Here is an 18,001-nt window from a genome sequence, read left to right on the forward strand (position 1 = left end):
TGGAGAACCGAGGACCCGCGGGTAGTGATAGCTTCCAGGTCGCGCAAGCCGACCTGCCTTGGCGTGCCGCTCGATGATGACCATCCTGCCCAACAACCCATTCCCAAATCCACGAACTCCGTGGTTTGGGCCCTGGGCTCGTGAGCCAGGGGTACTTGTGGCAGTGCTACTTGGAGTGGTGGTACTTGGGGCAGTGGCGCTCAGCCCTCCGGCCTTTGCATGCGAAGCACCGGGAACTGAAGGCGAGGACCGGCCCCGCATCGGACTGGCGCTCAGCGGCGGAGGAGCCCGGGGGGTGGCCCACGTCGGAGTGCTGCAGGTGTTGGAAGAGATGGGAGTGCCCATCGATTGCGTCGCCGGCACCAGCATGGGAGCGGTGGTGGGTGGGTTTTATGCGGCGGGCTACTCCCCGCAGCAGATCGAAGAAGAGCTCCGAGCCATCGACTGGCGGGGCATCCTCCGCGGCCAGCCCCCCCGCCGAAGTCTCTCGTTTCGGCGCAAGGAAGAAGATAGCCGGTACCCGGTAGGCCTGGAGGCGGGCTTCAAGGACGGCAGGTTCACCATTCCCGGAAGCGCTCTGTCCGCCTTTGCGTTGGAGTTCCTCCTCCAGCGCCTGACCCTGCCGATCCCGGCGGTGGATCACTTCGACCAATACCCGACCCCCTTCCGAGCCGTGGCCGCCGATCTCGGCACCGGTGAATCGGTCGTTCTGGCCGATGGAGACCTGGCTCTCGCCCTGCGCGCCAGCATGTCCATCGCGGGGATCTATCCTCCGGTGGAGATCGGCGGGCGGCGGCTGGTGGACGGCGGGGTGGTGAACAACCTGCCGGTGGACGTGGTGCGCGAGATGGGGGCCGACGTGGTCATCGCCGTGGACGTCGGCGCACCGCTGAGCCCGAGCGAAGAACTCTCCTCCATGGCAGCGATCTCCAGCCAGGCGCTGGGCCTGGCGGCGCGGCGCAACGCCCTGGAACAGCGGCAGCAGGCGGACGTAGTGCTGATTCCCGGCCTTTCGGGGGTCGACTCGCTGGACTTCTCCGACCTCGCCACCCTCATTGAAGCGGGCAAGACCGCCGCCCGCGCCGAGGCGGGCGCCTTGGACTCTCTAGCCAGGGACCATCCCCCCCGTCCACCTCTTGATCTGGAGCAGAGCATCGGCCACGAACCACTGGCTGCGATCCGCATCGAGGGGACCCAGCGGGTGGACCCGCGGCGGATTCGAACCCGGCTCCGCACCGAGGAAGGCACGCCGCTGGACCTCGACATCCTCTCCAAGGACCTCGCTCGGGTCTTCGAGATCGGAGAGTTCGAGTCGGTACGCTTCGATATCGAGAGCACCGAGGCGGGACCGGAGCTGATGCTGCGGGTAGTGGAGAAGCCCTGGGGGCCTTACTATCTGCGGGTCGGGGCGGCCCTCTACGATGATCTCGAAGGCACCAGCTCCTATGGCGTGCTGGTCAACTACACGCGCACCAGCATCAACGCCCGCGGAGCCGAATGGCGCAACGACTTCCGCGTCGGGGAGACCCGCCGCCTGCGCTCGGAGTTCTATCAGCCGCTAGATTTTCAGGGTCGCATCTTCTTGGCCGCCAGCCTGGAGAACCTGCGCACCCAAAGCGACCTCTACTCGGGAAGCGAGAAAGTCGCCGAGTACGAAGTCGAGGCGGGGACCGTCGGCCTGGATGCCGGAACCCAATTCGGCAAATACGGCGAGTTGCGCGTCGGGCTGCGCTGGGGCGAGGGAGAAGCCGCTCCCACCGTCGGCCCCAGCGAGCTCCCGGAGGTCGACGTCACCCTCGCCGGCTTGCGGGCTCGCCTGGTCATCGACCGCCTCGACAACGTCAACGTGCCCCGCAGCGGCCGCTATGGGCAGCTCATCCTCTATCGCTCGGAGGAGAATCTGGGAGCGGACGACACCTACACCAAGCTCTTCGGCTCCTACAGCCGGTTCTTCAGCCGGGGCCGGCACACGATCTTCTCGATCTTCCGCGCCGGCACGAGTCTAGACACCGAGATTCCGGCCTACGACGAGTTCATCGCCGGGGGCCCGCTCTCCTTCTCCGGCTTCCGCCCCGGCGAGCTACGCGGGGATCACTTCGGCCTGGTCTCCCCCGGCTATTTCTATCGCCTGATGGATCTGCCACCCACCCTCGGCGCCGGGATCTACGTCGGCGGCTGGCTCGAAGCCGGCAATGTGTGGAGCACCCGCGACGACATCTCCGCCGACGACCTCGTCTACACCGCGACGGTCACCCTCGCCATCGACTCCCGCCTCGGCCCCGTCTACCTCGGCTACGGCTACGCCGACCGCGGCACCGGCTACTTCCAGCTGGCCATCGGCTCGCGGTTCTGAGGCGGCGGGGCTTGAGGTCGGAGTCCTAGGGCAAAGGGCTGGGGCTAGAAGCCTGTGGTGAAAGTCGAGCCGCGCTGCGAGCGGCCCTTTTCCGCCGAATCTTCGTTCGAAAACCTCGCCGATACCCGCATCGCCTGTGGTTTTCCGGCCTTGATTCGACGAAAAATTGCTCGCTCTCGCTGGCGTCTGACTTTCACCACAGGCTGCTAGCGCTGGATCAATGGGAGAGGCCCAAAAACCCTCAAGCCCTCACAACTCGTTCGAGCGCAAGTCCCAGCAAGCGATCATCGAAGATGCGTAGCTTCCGCCTTCCTGCACCCTTCCCACCCGGCCAACGCTCCAGAGCAGACTTCACACACTCCAACTCGGGTGAGCAGTCCTCCCGAGCCAGGAGCCAGTCAACGGTGGCAAGGGCTTCAAGGCCGAGCGGCGACTCGAACCCATCGATCCGGTCGGTGGCACGCTCCAGAGCGTTCTGAAACCCCTTCGCTTCACTCTGAAGGTAGGCTGCAACCCGATCCTTCTGGGCGTCATGAAATGCGATGACGTCGGTGGGCTTCGCGTCCGCGACTCGTACTTCGGAGCGCAAGTAGCTCCCGTCCAGAGCGTTGAGTAAGTGGCGGAGGCGGTCGGCATAGGGACCGTATCGACCCGCTTGGAAACGCAGCTCCAGCGGGTTTTTCAGGCCTGACAGTTCGATCTCCCGCTCCAGAAACCAGGCGAGCTTCTGGATCTCGAGCATCGAGCATTCCATCCCGAGGACCCAATATCTTCGAACCAGCTCTGCGATGAGCGCACGCGCTGGCGTCAGCTCCTTCACACCTGCCCGCTTGGATACATTCTGGTACCGGCGCGTAGGCTCGTACACGAACACCTCCGCACCAGGAAGGTCGCCCAGTGCCTTCTCGATCATCGGACGAACTTCCGACCAGCTACGACCGCCGTTGCCACAGCCGAGAGGCGGCACGGCGATCGACTGAATCCCTCTCTCCTCGACCACCCGGCGGAGGTCTGCGAGACCTGCTTCGATCCACTCTATCCGGGTCCGGGTACGCCAATGCTCCTTAGTCGGAAAGTTGATGATCCACCGAGGACCGGTCAGGCTCTGGGTCTCCGTCACGAACATCCGACCGGTCTTCACGTCTCCCCGCTGACAGGCCGCCGCATACTCGCGGAAGTTCGCAGGGAACGCTTCCTTGAACATCAGGGCGATTCCCTTGCCCATGACACCCACCGTGTTGACGGTATTCACCAGAGCCTCGACATCGGCCTCGAGAAGATTGCCTTTTGTGAACTGCATCATCGAAAGTACCAACCGGATCGTATGATCGTCTTCAACTCCACGCTGTGCTCATCCGCTGCTGCCTCAACCTCTTGCTTGATCGCCATATTGTAACAGGCTACCCCTTTGAGAACGCTGGCCGGAAGGTGCCGGTGAACAAGCACCTCTGCCTGATAACGCTCCTTCTTTCCTGGATCTTCCGGATCGTTCCGAAAGTCCTTTTCCTGCAAAATCTTGAAGTCGACCCGGCCGAGATCTGCCCGGTCACCGAAGAACTCAGCGCTGTGCAAATAGGCATGCCGATCGGTGAACACATAGCGCACACCAGCGCTCTCCAAGTCAAGCAGGGATGAAACCAGGATGACGATCTCGGCGTTCGTTCGTCGCTGGATGCCACCGTAGCCGGTAACGATATTGAAGAGCATTGGTGTGAACGGCGTGAAGTAAAAGGGAACGTAGTCGGCGAGCGTTCCTGCAGGAGAAGTAGGCACTCTCCGTCGCTGGCGCCTCTCGATCAGCTCCGGATTGCCGATGCTTACGAAGGAAGGATCCTGTATAGGTGAGCTGCTGCAATGGAGGCCATTCTGGAAGATCCAAGGGAGGTTGGCACGGTGGGTGATGCGAAAGATCAGAGCCTTCTCTGGCGTAAGGGATGGATGAAGCGTGCTAGTCATATCACTGCGTGACGATCCCGGAGAGGCAGCAGTACCCCTCTGAGCGCTGATGGGAATTCTAGCGTTCCACCCCGCAGCTTCGAAGGGCCCGACTACCTCACCGCGACGGTCACCCTCGCCATCGACTCCCGCCTCGGCCCCGTCTACCTCGGCTACGGCTACGCCGACCGCGGCACCGGCTACTTCCAGCTGGCCATCGGCTCGCGGTTCTGAGGCGAGGGAGCGCGACACCTGTCCCGCTACAGGTGTCGCAGATCGCGACAGCCGGCCGGCAACGGAATCGCCGGGAGCCCCTGAAATCAGGCATTCCGGGCGATGGCATTGGCCTTGCTCTCTAAGGTCACCGAACACCGACGTGACGAATCGAGAGACTAAGGAGGACTTATGACTTACGCCTTCCCCAATACCGACGGTGCCCTCGTCGACTTTGCTTCCCGCTATGAGAATTTCATCGGCGGGGACTGGGTCAAGCCGGTCAAGGGCAACTACTTCGAGAACGTCACCCCGGTGACGGGCCAGACCTTCTGCGAGATTCCGCGCTCGACGGCGGAAGATATCGAGCTGGCCCTGGACGCCGCTCATGGAGCCCGGGCCGCCTGGGGCAAGACCTCGCCGGCGGAGCGGGCCCAGATCCTCAACAAGATCGCCGACCGGCTGGAGGAGAATCTCGAACGCTTCGCCGTCGCGGAGACCTGGGACAACGGCAAGGCGGTGCGGGAGACACTGGCGGCGGACCTGCCCCTGACGATCGACCACTACCGCTACTTTGCGGGAGTGATTCGCAGCCAGGAAGGCACCATCGCCCCCATCGACGAGCACACCATGGCCTACCACTACAAGGAGCCGCTGGGGGTCGTGGGGCAGATCATCCCGTGGAATTTCCCGCTGCTGATGGCCGCCTGGAAGTTGGCGCCGGCGCTGGCGGCGGGCAATTGCGTGGTACTCAAGCCGGCGGAGCAGACCCCGGCGACGATCCTCCTGATGATGGAGCTGGTGGGCGACCTGCTGCCCCCGGGCGTGCTCAACGTCGTCAACGGCTTCGGCTTCGAGGCGGGCAAGCCGCTGGCGTCGAACCCGCGCATCGCCAAGGTCGCCTTCACCGGTGAGACCACCACCGGCCGGTTGATCATGCAATACGCCTCGGAGAACCTGATCCCGGTGACTCTGGAGCTCGGCGGTAAGTCGCCGAACCTCTTCTTCAAGGACGTCATGCAGGCGGACGACGCTTTCCGCTCGAAGTGCCTGGAGGGCTTCACCATGTTCGCCCTCAACCAGGGTGAGGTGTGTACCTGCCCGTCCCGGGCGCTGATCGAGGAGAGCATCTACGAGGAATTCCTCGACCTCTGCGTCCAGCGCACGAAGCAGACCAACCCCGGCAATCCGCTGGACCCGGAAACCCGCATGGGCGCCCAGGCGAGCAACGATCAATACGAGAAGATCCTCTCCTACCTGAAGATCGGCAAGGAGGAGGGCGCCGAGGTACTCACCGGCGGCGGCAAGGCCGAGCTGGACGGGGACCTCGCCGGCGGCTTCTACATCCAGCCCACCATCTTCAAGGGCCACAACAAGATGCGCGTCTTCCAGGAAGAGATCTTCGGCCCGGTGGTGTCGGTGACCTCCTTCTCCGACTACGACGACGCCATCGAGATCGCCAACGACACCCTCTACGGCCTCGGCGCCGGGGTGTGGAGCCGCGAGGCCAATATTTGCTATCGGGCAGGCCGCGACATCCAGGCCGGCCGCGTGTGGACCAATTGCTACCATCTCTACCCGGCCCACGCCGCCTTCGGAGGCTACAAGCAGTCCGGCATCGGCCGCGAGACCCACAAGATGATGCTCAACCACTATCAGCAGACCAAGAACCTGCTGGTCAGCTACGACCCCAACGAGATGGGGTTCTTCTAGGACGGAGTAAACGATGACGGAAGCAATACCCCGCGTGGTCGCCACCGATGCCGCCGTCGAGCTCATCGAGCGGCTGGCCAAGACCCAGGGCGAGCTGATGTTCCATCAATCCGGGGGCTGCTGCGACGGCAGCGCCCCCATGTGCTACCCCGAGGGCGAGTTCCGCATCGGCGAGCGGGACGTCTATCTGGGTTCCATCGCCGGCTGCGACGTGTTCATCGGCGGCAGCCAGTTCGAAGCCTGGAAGCACACCCAGCTGATCATCGACGCGGTCCCGGGACGGGGAGCGGGCTTCTCCATCGAAGCTCCCGAAGGAATGCGATTCCTGACCCGCTCCCGAGTCTTCTCGCCGGAGGAGCAAGCCTGGCTCGACGAGCATGCACCCATCGAGCGGGGCCCGCGGCGGCCGGACGCTCCACCCTCCGGATAGGGTCAGCTCGGCGGTGCTCCGCTGGCTCTCGCCGGACGCGGAGCACCGCTGATTCCTGGTCATGGTTGAAAATCCACCCGCCAACGCCTACGCTGGAGGGACGTCCGCGCTCGAGCGAACGTCCTACCCCACGGGAGGTCGGTTGGCGCAATTGGAGCTCGTCCAGGTCGAGTCGGGGCTCTGGGAGGCTTACCAGAGCCGCGGGTCGATTGCGGCCCAAAGCCATCCCGTCTTCGACCGCTGGCTCCGCTCCCGCGACCTCGGCGTCGACCCCGAGGGCACCCCTGAAAGCCGCGAAATCCTCCGCGGCCCCGAGCTTCGAGAACACCAAGAACGCTCCGCGCCCCTGCTGGCGGCGGCAGATCGGGTATTGACCACCGGCGGCGAGGAAGTCTTCACCCGCGCCCACTACCGGCTGCTGGTGACCGACGAGCAAGGGTTGATCCTGCGCTCCCAGGCCGGAGGAGAATTCCGCGACACCGCTCGCCATCTGCGCCTCATCGAGGGTGGCCGTTGGGCGGAGGAAATCCAGGGCACCAACGCCATCGGCACCGCCCTGGCGGAGGAGCGGGCGGTGACCGTCGCCGGCTGCGCTCACTTCGTTCGCTCGAACCACGACCTGGTCTGCTACGCCAGTCCCATCCGCGATCCCTATGGCCGCTTGGTGGGGGTCATCGACGCCACCTCCCACGCCCTCGCCGCCCACCCGGCGATCCAGCTGGCGGTGGCCCACGGAGCGCGGGCCATTCAAGAAGCGCTGCGTGGTCAGGCCTGGCTCGGGGCCGGCAGGAACGAAGTGGGGGATCGCCTGCGCCAAGCGGTGCGGCCGACCTTCCTGGTGGAGTGGCCCGGGGTGGTGCGCGCCGGCAATGCGGCGGTGGAGGAAGCCGGCGGCCTTTCCCTCACCGGCACCCGCCTCGACACGCTTTGCGGCCTCCATTGGCAGGAGCTCCTGGAAGCCTTGGAGGCCGGCACCGACCGCCTGCGCGCCCCCTTCTGGTCGACCACGGGACGCCCGACATGGCTGCGGCTGGAACCGGTCGCGAGCGAGCCCGAAAGGGGCGAGCCAAGGCTGATCCTGGCGGTACTGGTCACCGTCGAGGACGGCTCCACCGAACGAGTCCAGACCGGCGCGCACCAGGTTCCATCCAGCGAAGCTCCCCGCCGCGACGATCCCTTCGCCAACCTGGTGGGCAGCGATCCGGTGATGGCGCGCACCAAGGAGCTGGCGGCGCGCATCGCCCGCAGCCCGCTGCCGATTCTGCTGCTCGCCGAAACCGGCACCGGCAAGGGCCTGCTCGCCCGCGCCATCCACCGCGCCAGCCCCCGCGCCGACGGGCCCTTCGTCGACATCAACTGCGGCGCCCTATCGCCCCAACTGCTGGAGAGCGAGCTCTTCGGCTACGCCCCGGGGGCCTTCACCGGCGCCCACCGCACCGGCCGCGAGGGCAAGATCCATCAGGCCACCGGCGGCACCCTCTTCCTCGACGAGGTGGCGGAGACCTCGCCGTCGCTTCAGGCCATGCTGCTCAAGGTGTTGGAGGAAGGCTACTACTATCGAGTGGGCGAGAACGAGCCCCGGCGCTCCGACTTCCGGCTCATCGCCGCCACCTGTCGGGATCTCGATGCCATGGTGGCGGCGGGGACCTTCCGCCGCGACCTCTATTACCGCCTCGGCGGGGCACGGCTCACACTGCCCTCGCTGCAGAACCGTTCCGACTTGCAGGAGCTGGCGGAGGCTTTGCTGAACCGGCTAGCGGGCCAGGAAGGCCGTCACGCTCGGCCCCACCTGGCCCCGGAAGCCCTGACCGCCCTGCAAGCTCACTCCTGGCCCGGCAACGTGAGGGAGCTGCGCATGGCGCTGCAATTCGGCCTGGCGGTAGCCCCGGGAAGGGTGATTCGAGCCCAGGATCTGCCGCCCCAGATTCACGCCACTGACCCCGAGCAAGGGCCAGAGGCACCGATCACCGACCTGCGCTCCTCGGAGCGCGAAGCCCTCCTGCGCACCCTCCGCGCCACCAACGGCAACGTCAGCGCCGCCGCCCGCCGCCTCGGCGTCGCCCGCAGCACCGTCTATCGAATGATCGAGCGCCACGGCATCGAGATGCGGCGAACACCCTCGCCGCGCTGAGGGAAGCCAACCACCAACCACTTGGTTCTTCAGGAGCCAGACCCTTTGCTCTGGCCTTGAGCCGGTCCGGAACACGGTAGACTCAAGAAGATCTCGGGCGCAAAGAATCCGGTGGGCAGGAGATCATACGCTGAGACCCGTCAGTCTAGGTTGGCCAAAGCATTGCTGTGTTTAGAAAGGCGTCATGCTCGAAGAACTCCACCTGAAAGAAGTCGGCCCGGCTCCGACGCTCGCCATCGAGCTCAAGAGCAGAATCAACATCCTGGCCGGAGACAATGGATTGGGGAAGACATTTCTCCTCGATGTGGGTTGGTGGGCTTTGACCCGTACTTGGGCGCGAGGCCTGGCTATGCCCCATCTGCCACCAGCCGAGCCAGAAATCCGCTTTCGCTATACCCAATCCAGTACTGGAAGTTACAGGTACTCCAGTACGTTCAACCGAGAAACGGAGAAATGGTCCGTCCAGCAGGGCAGACCGCCCATCCCTGGGCTGGTTCTCTATGCACAAGTCGACGGAGGGTTCTCCGTTTGGGATCCAGCTCGCAACTACTGGAAGAAGGAGGACCCCGACCGCCCGTCCTCCTACTTATTCTCCGCACAGGAAGTCTGGGAAGGCAACCGCTACTGCGAAGGCCTGATCCGTGATTGGGCCTCGTGGCAACGAGAAGGAGGAGAGGCCTTCGAGGAGCTCCAGCAAGTCCTTCAGACTCTTGCACCTTCCGAGAATGAGCCCCTCGAGCCAGGCGAGCTCCGCAAAGTCTTTCTAGATGACGCCAGGCGCTACCCCACCTTGAGGATGCCATACGGCCAAGAGGTCGCTGTGATCCACGCTTCCGCCGGAATGCGGCGGATCATCGCCCTGGCCTACTTGCTCGTCTGGGCCTGGCAGGAACATTTGGCAACGTGCCAGCTGCGGGGCAGCAAACCCACCCGCGAAATCATCTTCCTCATCGATGAAATCGAAGCCCATCTCCACCCTCAGTGGCAACGGCGAATTGTTCCGGCCCTCACCGAAGTGATGAATGCACTGACCGGTGAGAACGATGCCCAGGTTCAGCTCATCGCTGCCACTCACTCTCCCTTGGTGCTCGCATCGATCGAACCCCAGTTCGATCCTGAGGTTGATGCGGTGTTTCACTTGAATCTAGCCGAAGGGGGCGTTGAGTTGCAGGAAGAGCCATGGGCGAAGCAAGGTGACGTAGTCGGTTGGCTCGTCTCCGACATCTTCGGCTTGCGCCAAGGCCGCTCTCTGGAGGCCGAGCGCGCCATCGAAGCGGCGGAGGCCTGGATGCGTGAAGACTTGAGCGCCCTCCCTCCGGGCCTGAGCAGTCCGGAAGAAATTCACCAGGAGCTCGAAAGAGTTCTGGCCGGACATGACCCCTTCTGGCCCCGATGGATCGTCTGGACGGAGCGCCACGACCAGCAAGAGGTCAACGCTTGATCGCCTTCGAGCGCGTCCCCCAACCACCGGGATTTAGAGAGCAGGCAGAACAGCCTGGGGCCGTATGGCTCGAGACTCACCCGGAAGCCAAACGCCCACGTGATTTCTGGACACCTTTCAAAGCCCCTCTGGCCCAAGGCTTTCATAACCTCTGCGCCTATTCGGCCATGTTTGAACCTGTCGGCACCGTCGATCACTTCGTCAGCTGCACCGAGGATCGTTCTCTCGCTTACAAATGGTCCAACTATCGCTATGCAGCGCAGTGGATCAACGCAAGCAAGAGCAGCCTGCCGTCCATCCAGATTCTTGACCCTTTCGAGGTCGAGAACGGCTGGTTCAAGATACTACTTCCGTCGCTCCAGCTCGTAGTCTCCCAAGAGATCTCGCCAGCTCTAAGGAAACGTGCCGAGTTTGTCCTTGTCCGCCTGAACCTACGGGATGACGAGCGGGTGATTCGCCAGCGGCGAGAATGGTTCCGGATGTACCAGGATGGAGAAATCAGCCTCGAAGGTTTGCGTAAGAAGGCCCCTCTCATCGCCCGCGCGGTGGAGCGGCAAGGGTAGGGTCTGTTTGAGCCAGGGGAACCACCCGCAAGGCCGGCCCGGCAGCCAACACGCCACCGCCAGCGCCGCCGAGGCGCTCCGGCGGGCTCAGCGCAAGATTCGCGACCGCTATACCGACGAGTACTACTGGGCCGGCTTCACCTTCCATGGAGCGTGGTGGTGAAGATCGCTAGAACTTGTAGGCCACCGACAGCACCACCTCCCGACCCTTGGATGGGAAACCGATGAGGTCTCCGGAGCGAGGGCTGAAGCCGTAGGTGGCCTGGTCGAAGTAGAACTCGTCGAAGAGGTTGGTGACCGAGGCGTGAAGGGTCAGCGGGCGCTGCTCCAGCGGCTGCCATGCCGAGTGCAGGTCGGCGACGAAGTAGCCCTCCTTGTCCGGCGCAACCTCGGTGATGGTGTTGGGCTCATCCTCCACCAGCCGAGTCCGCAAGCCGAACCACAGGGTCGACTCCGGAACCTGATAGTCGAGGCTCGCCGTCCAGGTACGACCGATATTGGTGCCGAGGCCCAGATCGGCGTCGGTGAGAGGCCGGTCGTTGATGGTGTTGTCGGTCTCCCACACGCCCGCACTGAGGCTCAGGTGACGCCACCGGCGACCCACCTCGAGCTCATAGCCTTCGGCCTCGGCGTCGCCGACATTCTCCCAATAGCCCCAGGCGGTGCCCCCGTCGAAGACCGCGTTGATGTAGTTCTCGAAATCCTGCCGGAAGACCGTGCCGCGGACGAAGCCGCCGCCGCGCTCGTAGGAGAAGCCCAGTTCCAGATTGTCGGCGCGCTCCGGCTCGAGATCTCCACGGTGGATGTAGAGGGCGCTGAAGAATGCCTCGCGGATGGTGATGCCTCGGAAAGCCCGGGCGTAAGCGGCGCGCAGGGTCAGGCCCTGCACTGGCTGCCATTCGACGGAGAGGTTGGGGCTGAATCCGTCGCTGTCGTTGGAGACGCCGGCGCCAACGCCCTCGTCGGTGGAATGTTCGTAGGAGTCGAAGCGTAGACCGGCAGAGACGAAGACCCGGTCGGAAACCTCCCACCGATCCTGCGCGAAAACGCCGAGCACGCTGGCGCTCTGCTCCGAGCTCCCCCAAAACGGCGGCGGCGTGGCTTGCTGAGTGCCGGAGGCCTCGTCGCTGCGGTACTCCACGCCGTAGGTCGTGGAGTGGTCGCCGAAGAGCGAGGTGTTGCGCAGGTCGAGGCCGATGCTGGTGAACTCCCCTTTGCCGTAGAGGGCACCGGTGGTGTTGCGGTGATTGTTGAAGTCGGCGCGGGTCCAGTACAGGGTGCCCTGGACCCGCACGGCGTCCCCGGCGGGATCGTAGAGGTGGTTGTAGGTAGCGGTCCGACGGTTCATCTCGTGGTCGGAGAGCACGAAGGCGCCAGTGAAGTTGCTCAGGTTCGGGCGCTCGTAGTAGGTCCCGCGATCCCGCAGATCCTCGAAAGAAAGGCTGAAGCTGTGGTCGGAGTAGACGCCGCTGAGCTTGGCGTGGGCCCGCTGCTGCTCGGCGGCGGAGGACTCCACCAGATCACCGTTGCCGTCCTCGTAGTCCGACGCGTCGCGCTGCAGGGCGGAGACCACCAGCCCGAGATTCTCCGACAGTCGACCGTAGGCGGAGATGGAGCCGGTGAAGCTGTCCTCACCGTTGAGGCCGGCGGTGCCCTTGACCCGACCGCCGAAGCTGCGCCCCGGCTCCAGCAGATCGAAGGCGTCCTTGGTGGTCAGCCGCAGCGCGCCGGTGAGCGCTCCGGCACCGCTGGTGGCGGGCCCGGCGCCGGCTTCGAGCTCGATGCTCTTCAAGAATTCGGGCTCGATCTGCACCCGCCCTTGATGATGGTAGAGCTCCCCGGCCTGCTGAGCGCCGTCGACGGTGACGTTGAGCAGCACGTCCTCGAAGCCGCGAACGTAGATCTTCTGTGCCACCGGCAGCGCTCCCCCCACCGCCACCATGGATTCGTTGGCCAGCAGCTGCGACATATCCGCTGCCTGGAGGTTGTCGATCTCCTCTTCGCCGAGCACGAAGTTGCCCGGCTCGCTCTCCACCGCCACGCTTTCGGAGAAGGTCTGATATTCGAGGCCGATGTCGAGGCGCAGCTCCTGCTGCCTGCCGAGATCGAACGACTCCTGATGGGGCAGAAAACCCGGTCCCTCGACCAGGAGCGCGTATGAACCGGCCGCCAAAGGACCAACGGCGAACTCACCGTCGCCATTGGTGAGGGCGGTTTGGGCCTCTCCGGCGGCAGCGTCGGCACCCGCCTCGGTGACGGTGACCAGCGCCCGGGCCACCCCATTCCCCGACGGATCGGTCACCATCCCCCGGACGGTGGCTTCGACGCCTTGGGCCGACGCTAGCGGCGCCGCGGCCAGGACCAGCAGCAGAGCCGGCACCGCTCGCCAGCAGGCAAAGGTTTGTTCGACTCCACGCTTCCACGAGCTCAGACTCTTCATCGCATTCTCCCGAGGCATCGACGAGACACCCCGCTCCTAGGAGCCCACCGCAACTTGCGGCTGGCCTGATCAGAAAGTCCGCGAGAAAAGGCCCCGGCTTCGCAGCCCAGGGAAAGCCCTCCCGCGTTTCGAGAAGCGAGTATCGGAAAGCCTCGGCTCCGCCGCCTTGATCTAGGTCAAGAAGACGGGAATTCTGCCGAAGGTCGAAGCTGTGGAGGAGGGAAGGAACGCTGCCCGGAGAAGCTGAACGGCCGCGATCCGGAGTCGGCGGGTCAGGCCTTGGGGGAGCTCAACACCGGCAGCGGAGAACGACCCGAGGCGCGAGGGGTGGCCGACGCCGCCTGCTCCGCCCGCGCCCGAGCCCCGGGGCAGCCCCAGAAGCGCCGGCAACAGCTCTCGCAGGACAGCCCCTCCCGCTGAACGGTGGACTGATTGAGAACGATATCGCTGCCGTCCATTTCTACCAGGCTGCACTCCCGCAGCTTGGCGAGGATCCGGGAGAGGGTCTCGGGCTTGATGGAGAGACGGGAGGCCAGAACCTTCTTCGGGTACGAGAGAGAGATCCGCTGGGAGCAAAGATCCCCTTGGGCCTCGCTGGCCAAGAAACTCACCAGACGCTCGGTGGCGGAGTGCAGAGTCTTCTGCTCCAGCTCGTCCAGGAGCATCTGGTTGCGGCGGTGCAGGGTAGCCATCACCTTCCTAGCCAGCTGCGGCGAGCTGTCCAGAAGCCCACTGAACTGGCGCCGGTCGAAGCTGATGACGCAGGCCGGGGTGAGGGCGCGGCAGCTCACCGAATGGCGCGGCTCCTCGAGGAAGAGGACCTCGTCAGCGAAGGTCTCCCCGGGACCGACGATGGCCACGATGACCTCGTCCCCGTCGGAAGAGTGGCGAAGCAGCGCCACCTCGCCTTCTTCTACCAGGAAGAAACACTCCGCCGGTTCATTCTGCAGGTAAAGCCATTGCTCCGCCTCAACGTCGACGGCGTTCATGGCACCGAAGACGGCCTCCAGCTGGCGATCGCTCAACCCGGAGAACAAATACTGCCCGCGCACCAACTCGGCACGGCGTTCATTGCAGCGGGCCGCCAAGGCGGCGTCATGGAGGCACTCCCGGCACATCGGCGGATCATATAGGAACTAAGTGGTCCTGTTTAGCCTCGAAGGATCCAGATGCAGAAAAATCTTCGGAGCACTCACCAAAGAGGTCACCACTACCTCGAAGCCATCTCCCGCAAAAGGGACGGCGTCCTCGGGCGGCCGCGACGTTTCGTGGAGGAACCGTGAGTGGCCTGGCGGTCTTAGGCGAAGCCTCTACGATGAGCGGAGCCCTTCCGGCTGCGTGGTAATCTGCTCAGCAAAAGAACGCCGACCGGGCTTCTACGACTGGGCCTCTACGACCGAGCCTCTTCGATAGGGCCTCTTCCACCGACTTGAAGTTTCTTACCCCCCAACTCACCTACCTGCTGACCCAGCGGGAGACCCGCCGCAATCTTCAGGCGCTGCTGCGCTATCTGATTTTCCTCACCGTCGTGGTGGTCGCGTACTCGGTCCTCTTCCATGTGCTGATGGAATGGGAGGGGCAGGACCACTCCTGGATGACCGGGTTCTATTGGACGCTGACGGTGATGAGCACTCTCGGCTTCGGCGACATCACCTTTACCAGCGACGCGGGGCGCGCCTTCAGCATGTTGGTGCTGATGTCGGGGATCATTCTCCTGCTCATCGTCCTCCCCTTCGCTTTCATCCGCTTTTTCTATGCACCCTGGCTGGAGGCGCAGATCCGGCTGCGGGCCCCGCGGCGGGTGTCACCGGGAACCTCCGGGCACCTGATCATCGCTTCCTGGGACCCGGTAGCCCGGGGGCTGGCCCGGAAGCTCGCGCCTCTGGACGTGCCGTACTTCGTCTTGGAGCCGGACTCCCACCGCGCGGCGGAGCTGCACTCCGACGGGATCTCGGTGATCGCCGGCGAGGTGGATTCCGTGAGTACCTACGAGGCGGTGAGGGCGGAGACCGCTCTGGGGGTGCTGGCCAATCTCTCCGACGCGGACAACACCAGCGTCACCCTGACCCTGCGGGAGCACGCGCCGGAGACCCCCCTCATCGCGGTGGCCGAGGACGACGATTCCATCGACATCCTGGAGCTCGCCGGCGCCTCCTATGTGCTCCCCCTCAAGCGCCGGCTGGGGGAACATCTGGCCGGGCGGGTCAACGCCGGTCATGCCCAGGCCCACCGGGTAGGGCGCTACTACGACCTGGAGATCGCCGAGTTTCCCGTCCACAACACGCCCCTCGCCGGCCGCGCCATCCGCGACACCAAGCTGCGCCAGGCGCTGGGGATCAACATCGTGGGGGTCTGGGAGCGCGGCCGGCTACTCCCCGCCGACCCGGACCACGTGCTCACCAACGCCAGCGTTCCGGTGGTCATCGGTACGCCGGAGCAGATCCAGGAGCTCGACGCGCTGTTGGTGATTTACGACGTCAACTTCAACCCGGTGTTGGTCATCGGCGGTGGCAAGGTGGGCACCGCCGCCGCCCAGGCACTGCGGGCGCGAGGAGTAGCGGTGCACCTGGTGGAGCGCAACGAGGCCGTCTGCGAACGGCTGGAGGGAGTGGCCAACCGACTCTTCGAGGGGGACGCGGCGGACCGCAAGGTGCTGATGGCAGCCGGCCTCGCTGAAGCGCCGTCGGTACTGCTGACCACCAACGACGACGCCACCAACATCTATCTGGCGGTCTATTGCCGGCGCCTCAACCCGGAGCTGCGCATCGTCAGCCGCATCACCCACGAGCGCAACGTCGAAGCCATCCACCGCGCCGGTGCCGACTTCGTCCTGAGCTACGCCTTCCTGGGGGTGGAATCGGTGTTCTCCACCCTCCGTGGCCGGGACGTCATTCTTCTCGGCGAGGGATTGGAGTTCTTCGCCCTGGAGATCCCCGGCGATCTAGTGGGCAAATCCCTCGCCGAGGCCGGCGTGCGCGCCCGCACCGGCCTCAACGTGGTGGCACTGCAAACCGAGGGCGGCACCCAACCCGGACCGCCCCCGGACCAGCCCCTCCCCGCCGACGGACGCCTCCTGGCGGTGGGCACCGGCGAGCAGCGGGAGCGCTTCGCGGCGGCCTTCGAGGCTTGATGACTTCCTCGCCGAGCCCGAAGGCGCTGCTTCGACATCCCGAGCCAAGAGAATCACAGCTCGCGCAGCCGCCGGAGCAAGAAGCGCCGCTCCGGCTCCTGGGGCGTAAGCTCGAGAGCCTTCTGATAGGAGGCCCTGGCCTCCTCCGTACGACCCGAGCGCCGGCAGAGATCCGCCCGCGCCGCGTGGATCAGGTGGTAGCCGTCCAGCTCGCCGCGCTCCAGGAGGTCGTCGATGAGGGTCAACCCAGCCTGCGGACCATCGCGCATGGCGATGGCCACCGCGCGGTTGAGCTCCACCACCGGCGACGGCTCCAACCGCAGCAAAACGTCGTAGAGGGCGGCAATCTGCGGCCAGTCGGTGGCGGCGGCCTCCGTGGCTTCCGAGTGCACCGCGGCGATGGCAGCCTGGAGCGCGTAAGGGCCGGCCCGCCGGGACGCGAGGGAGCGCTCCAGCAGCTCCGTAGCCTCTTCAATTTGATCCCGGTTCCACAACGAGCGATCTTGGTTCTCGAGCAGGATGACGTCGCCGCTCTCCGAAGCCCGCGCTCCGCGCCGGGAGTCGTGGAGCAGCATCAGCGCCAGCAGCGCCAGGACCTCGGACTCGGGGAGCAGCTGGGCGAGCAGCCGGCCGAGGCGAATGGCCTCACTGGACAGATCGACGCGGGTCAGGGACTCGCCAGAGGTGGCGGCGTAGCCCTCATTGAACACCAAGTAGACCACTTTCAGCACCACATCCAGGCGCAGGGGAAGCTCCTCCGGCTCCGGCACCCGGTAGGGGATTCCCGCGTCGCGGATCTTGGCCTTGGCCCGCACGATGCGCTGGGCCAGGGTCGGTGCCGGCACCAAGAAGGCGCGGGCGATTTCCTCGGTGGTCAGACCGCACATCTCCCGCAGGGTCAACGCGATCTGCGCGTTGGGGGCCATGGAAGGGTGACAGCAGGTGAAGATCAGCCGCAGACGGTCATCGGGAAAGCCTTCTTCCCACACCGGCGTGTTCTCCGCGGCTTCGAGGCGCTCGGCGACATCCCCCAAGGGATCGAAGCGCGAGCTTCGCCGGATCCGATCGATGGCCTTGAAGCGGCCGGCGGAGACCAGCCAGGCCTTGGGGCGCTCCGGAATCCCGCCCTGGGGCCATTGCTCGAGAGCCGCACGAAAGGCCTCGTGGAGACCCTCCTCAGCCAGATCGAAGTCTCCGAGCAACCGAACCAGGGTGGCGAAGACGTGACGCGACTCCTCTCGATAGAGGGCCTCCACCGCCTCTCGAACGGCGGCTTCGTCTTCCTGGCTCATAAGCCCCCTTTCTCCGCCTCCCTGAACCGGCTCAGTGGACGTCCCCGCCCTCGTAAGCCCTCTGTAGCTCGTCGATGTCGAGCTTGCGCATCCCGAGGAGAGCTTGGGCCACCCGCTGGGATTTCTCTTTGTCGGGATCGCTCAGCATCTCGGAAACTACCGACGGCACGATCTGCCAGGACAGGCCGAAGCGGTCCTTGAGCCATCCACATTGGCTCTCCTCGCCGCCCTCGGTCAGAGCGTTCCAGAAGAAGTCCACCTCGTCCTGGTCCTCGCAATCGACGCTGAAGGAAACGGCTTCGGTGAACTGGAACATAGGGCCACCGTTGAGGGCCAGGAAGGTCTGGCCGTCGAGCTCGA

14 protein-coding genes are annotated in these 18,001 nt (G+C 65.0%); 8 read left to right on the forward strand and 6 right to left on the reverse strand.

Translation table 11 applies throughout. The features are described from left to right. Positions 1-76: 76 nt before the first annotated feature. The gene (locus tag SX243_02790) at positions 77-2,353 is read left to right on the forward strand and encodes a patatin-like phospholipase family protein (protein ID MDY7091875.1); all 2,277 of its coding nucleotides are present in this window, start codon (positions 77-79) and stop codon (positions 2,351-2,353) included. 241 nt (positions 2,354-2,594) lie between these two features. Here SX243_02790 and SX243_02795 read toward each other — a convergent pair whose 3' ends face one another. Together SX243_02795 and SX243_02800 are read right to left on the reverse strand one after the other, a co-directional pair. Continuing rightward, positions 2,595-3,656 carry a macro domain-containing protein gene (locus SX243_02795; protein ID MDY7091876.1) on the reverse strand — a complete coding sequence of 354 codons (1,062 nt, stop codon included), beginning with the start codon at positions 3,654-3,656 and terminating at the stop codon, positions 2,595-2,597. Continuing rightward, positions 3,653-4,309: a DUF4433 domain-containing protein gene (locus SX243_02800; protein ID MDY7091877.1), complete on the reverse strand. Its 657-nt coding sequence runs from the start codon at positions 4,307-4,309 to the stop codon at positions 3,653-3,655. Before SX243_02800 ends, SX243_02795 begins: the two co-directional genes overlap by 4 nt. A 384-nt stretch (positions 4,310-4,693) precedes the next feature. On the opposite strand from SX243_02800, the gene SX243_02805 reads away from it, so the two are divergent. The 6 genes from SX243_02805 to SX243_02830 all read left to right on the forward strand — a co-directional run bounded on the left by SX243_02805 (position 4,694) and on the right by SX243_02830 (position 10,942). Beyond that, positions 4,694-6,214: an aldehyde dehydrogenase family protein gene (locus SX243_02805; GenBank protein MDY7091878.1), complete on the forward strand. Its 1,521-nt coding sequence runs from the start codon at positions 4,694-4,696 to the stop codon at positions 6,212-6,214. Positions 6,215-6,227: 13 nt separating this feature from the next. Then, positions 6,228-6,644 carry a DUF779 domain-containing protein gene (locus SX243_02810; protein ID MDY7091879.1) on the forward strand — a complete coding sequence of 139 codons (417 nt, stop codon included), beginning with the start codon at positions 6,228-6,230 and terminating at the stop codon, positions 6,642-6,644. Between the two features lie 142 nt (positions 6,645-6,786). Next, entirely contained in the window at positions 6,787-8,775 is a 1,989-nt protein-coding gene (locus SX243_02815) for a sigma-54-dependent Fis family transcriptional regulator (GenBank protein ID MDY7091880.1), read from the forward strand. Between the two features lie 184 nt (positions 8,776-8,959). Continuing rightward, complete coding sequence (locus tag SX243_02820) at positions 8,960-10,216, forward strand: ATP-binding protein (protein MDY7091881.1); 1,257 nt, start codon at positions 8,960-8,962, stop codon at positions 10,214-10,216. Continuing rightward, positions 10,213-10,779, forward strand: coding sequence for a hypothetical protein (locus SX243_02825; GenBank protein MDY7091882.1), 567 nt, complete (start codon positions 10,213-10,215; stop codon positions 10,777-10,779). Before SX243_02820 ends, SX243_02825 begins: the two co-directional genes overlap by 4 nt. Before the next feature lie 7 nt (positions 10,780-10,786). Beyond that, complete coding sequence (locus SX243_02830) at positions 10,787-10,942, forward strand: hypothetical protein (protein MDY7091883.1); 156 nt, start codon at positions 10,787-10,789, stop codon at positions 10,940-10,942. A 6-nt stretch (positions 10,943-10,948) separates the two neighbouring features. On the opposite strand, the gene SX243_02835 is transcribed toward SX243_02830, so the two are convergent. Then, entirely contained in the window at positions 10,949-13,219 is a 2,271-nt protein-coding gene (locus SX243_02835) for a TonB-dependent receptor (protein ID MDY7091884.1), read from the reverse strand. 272 nt (positions 13,220-13,491) lie between these two features. Further along, positions 13,492-14,337: a Crp/Fnr family transcriptional regulator gene (locus SX243_02840; protein ID MDY7091885.1), complete on the reverse strand. Its 846-nt coding sequence runs from the start codon at positions 14,335-14,337 to the stop codon at positions 13,492-13,494. A 311-nt stretch (positions 14,338-14,648) separates the two neighbouring features. On the opposite strand from SX243_02840, the gene SX243_02845 reads away from it, so the two are divergent. Next, the gene (locus tag SX243_02845) at positions 14,649-16,349 is read left to right on the forward strand and encodes an NAD-binding protein (GenBank protein MDY7091886.1); all 1,701 of its coding nucleotides are present in this window, start codon (positions 14,649-14,651) and stop codon (positions 16,347-16,349) included. Between the two features lie 53 nt (positions 16,350-16,402). Here the strand turns inward: SX243_02845 and SX243_02850 are convergent, their stop codons facing one another. Together SX243_02850 and SX243_02855 are read right to left on the reverse strand one after the other, a co-directional pair. Beyond that, complete coding sequence (locus SX243_02850; GenBank protein MDY7091887.1) at positions 16,403-17,641, reverse strand: RNA polymerase sigma factor; 1,239 nt, start codon at positions 17,639-17,641, stop codon at positions 16,403-16,405. Between the two features lie 31 nt (positions 17,642-17,672). Next, the coding region (locus tag SX243_02855; protein ID MDY7091888.1) for a VOC family protein at positions 17,673-18,001 on the reverse strand (329 nt) is incomplete at its 5' end.

Source organism: Acidobacteriota bacterium (assembly GCA_034211275.1).
Taxonomy (GTDB): domain Bacteria; phylum Acidobacteriota; class Thermoanaerobaculia; order Multivoradales; family JAHZIX01; genus JAGQSE01.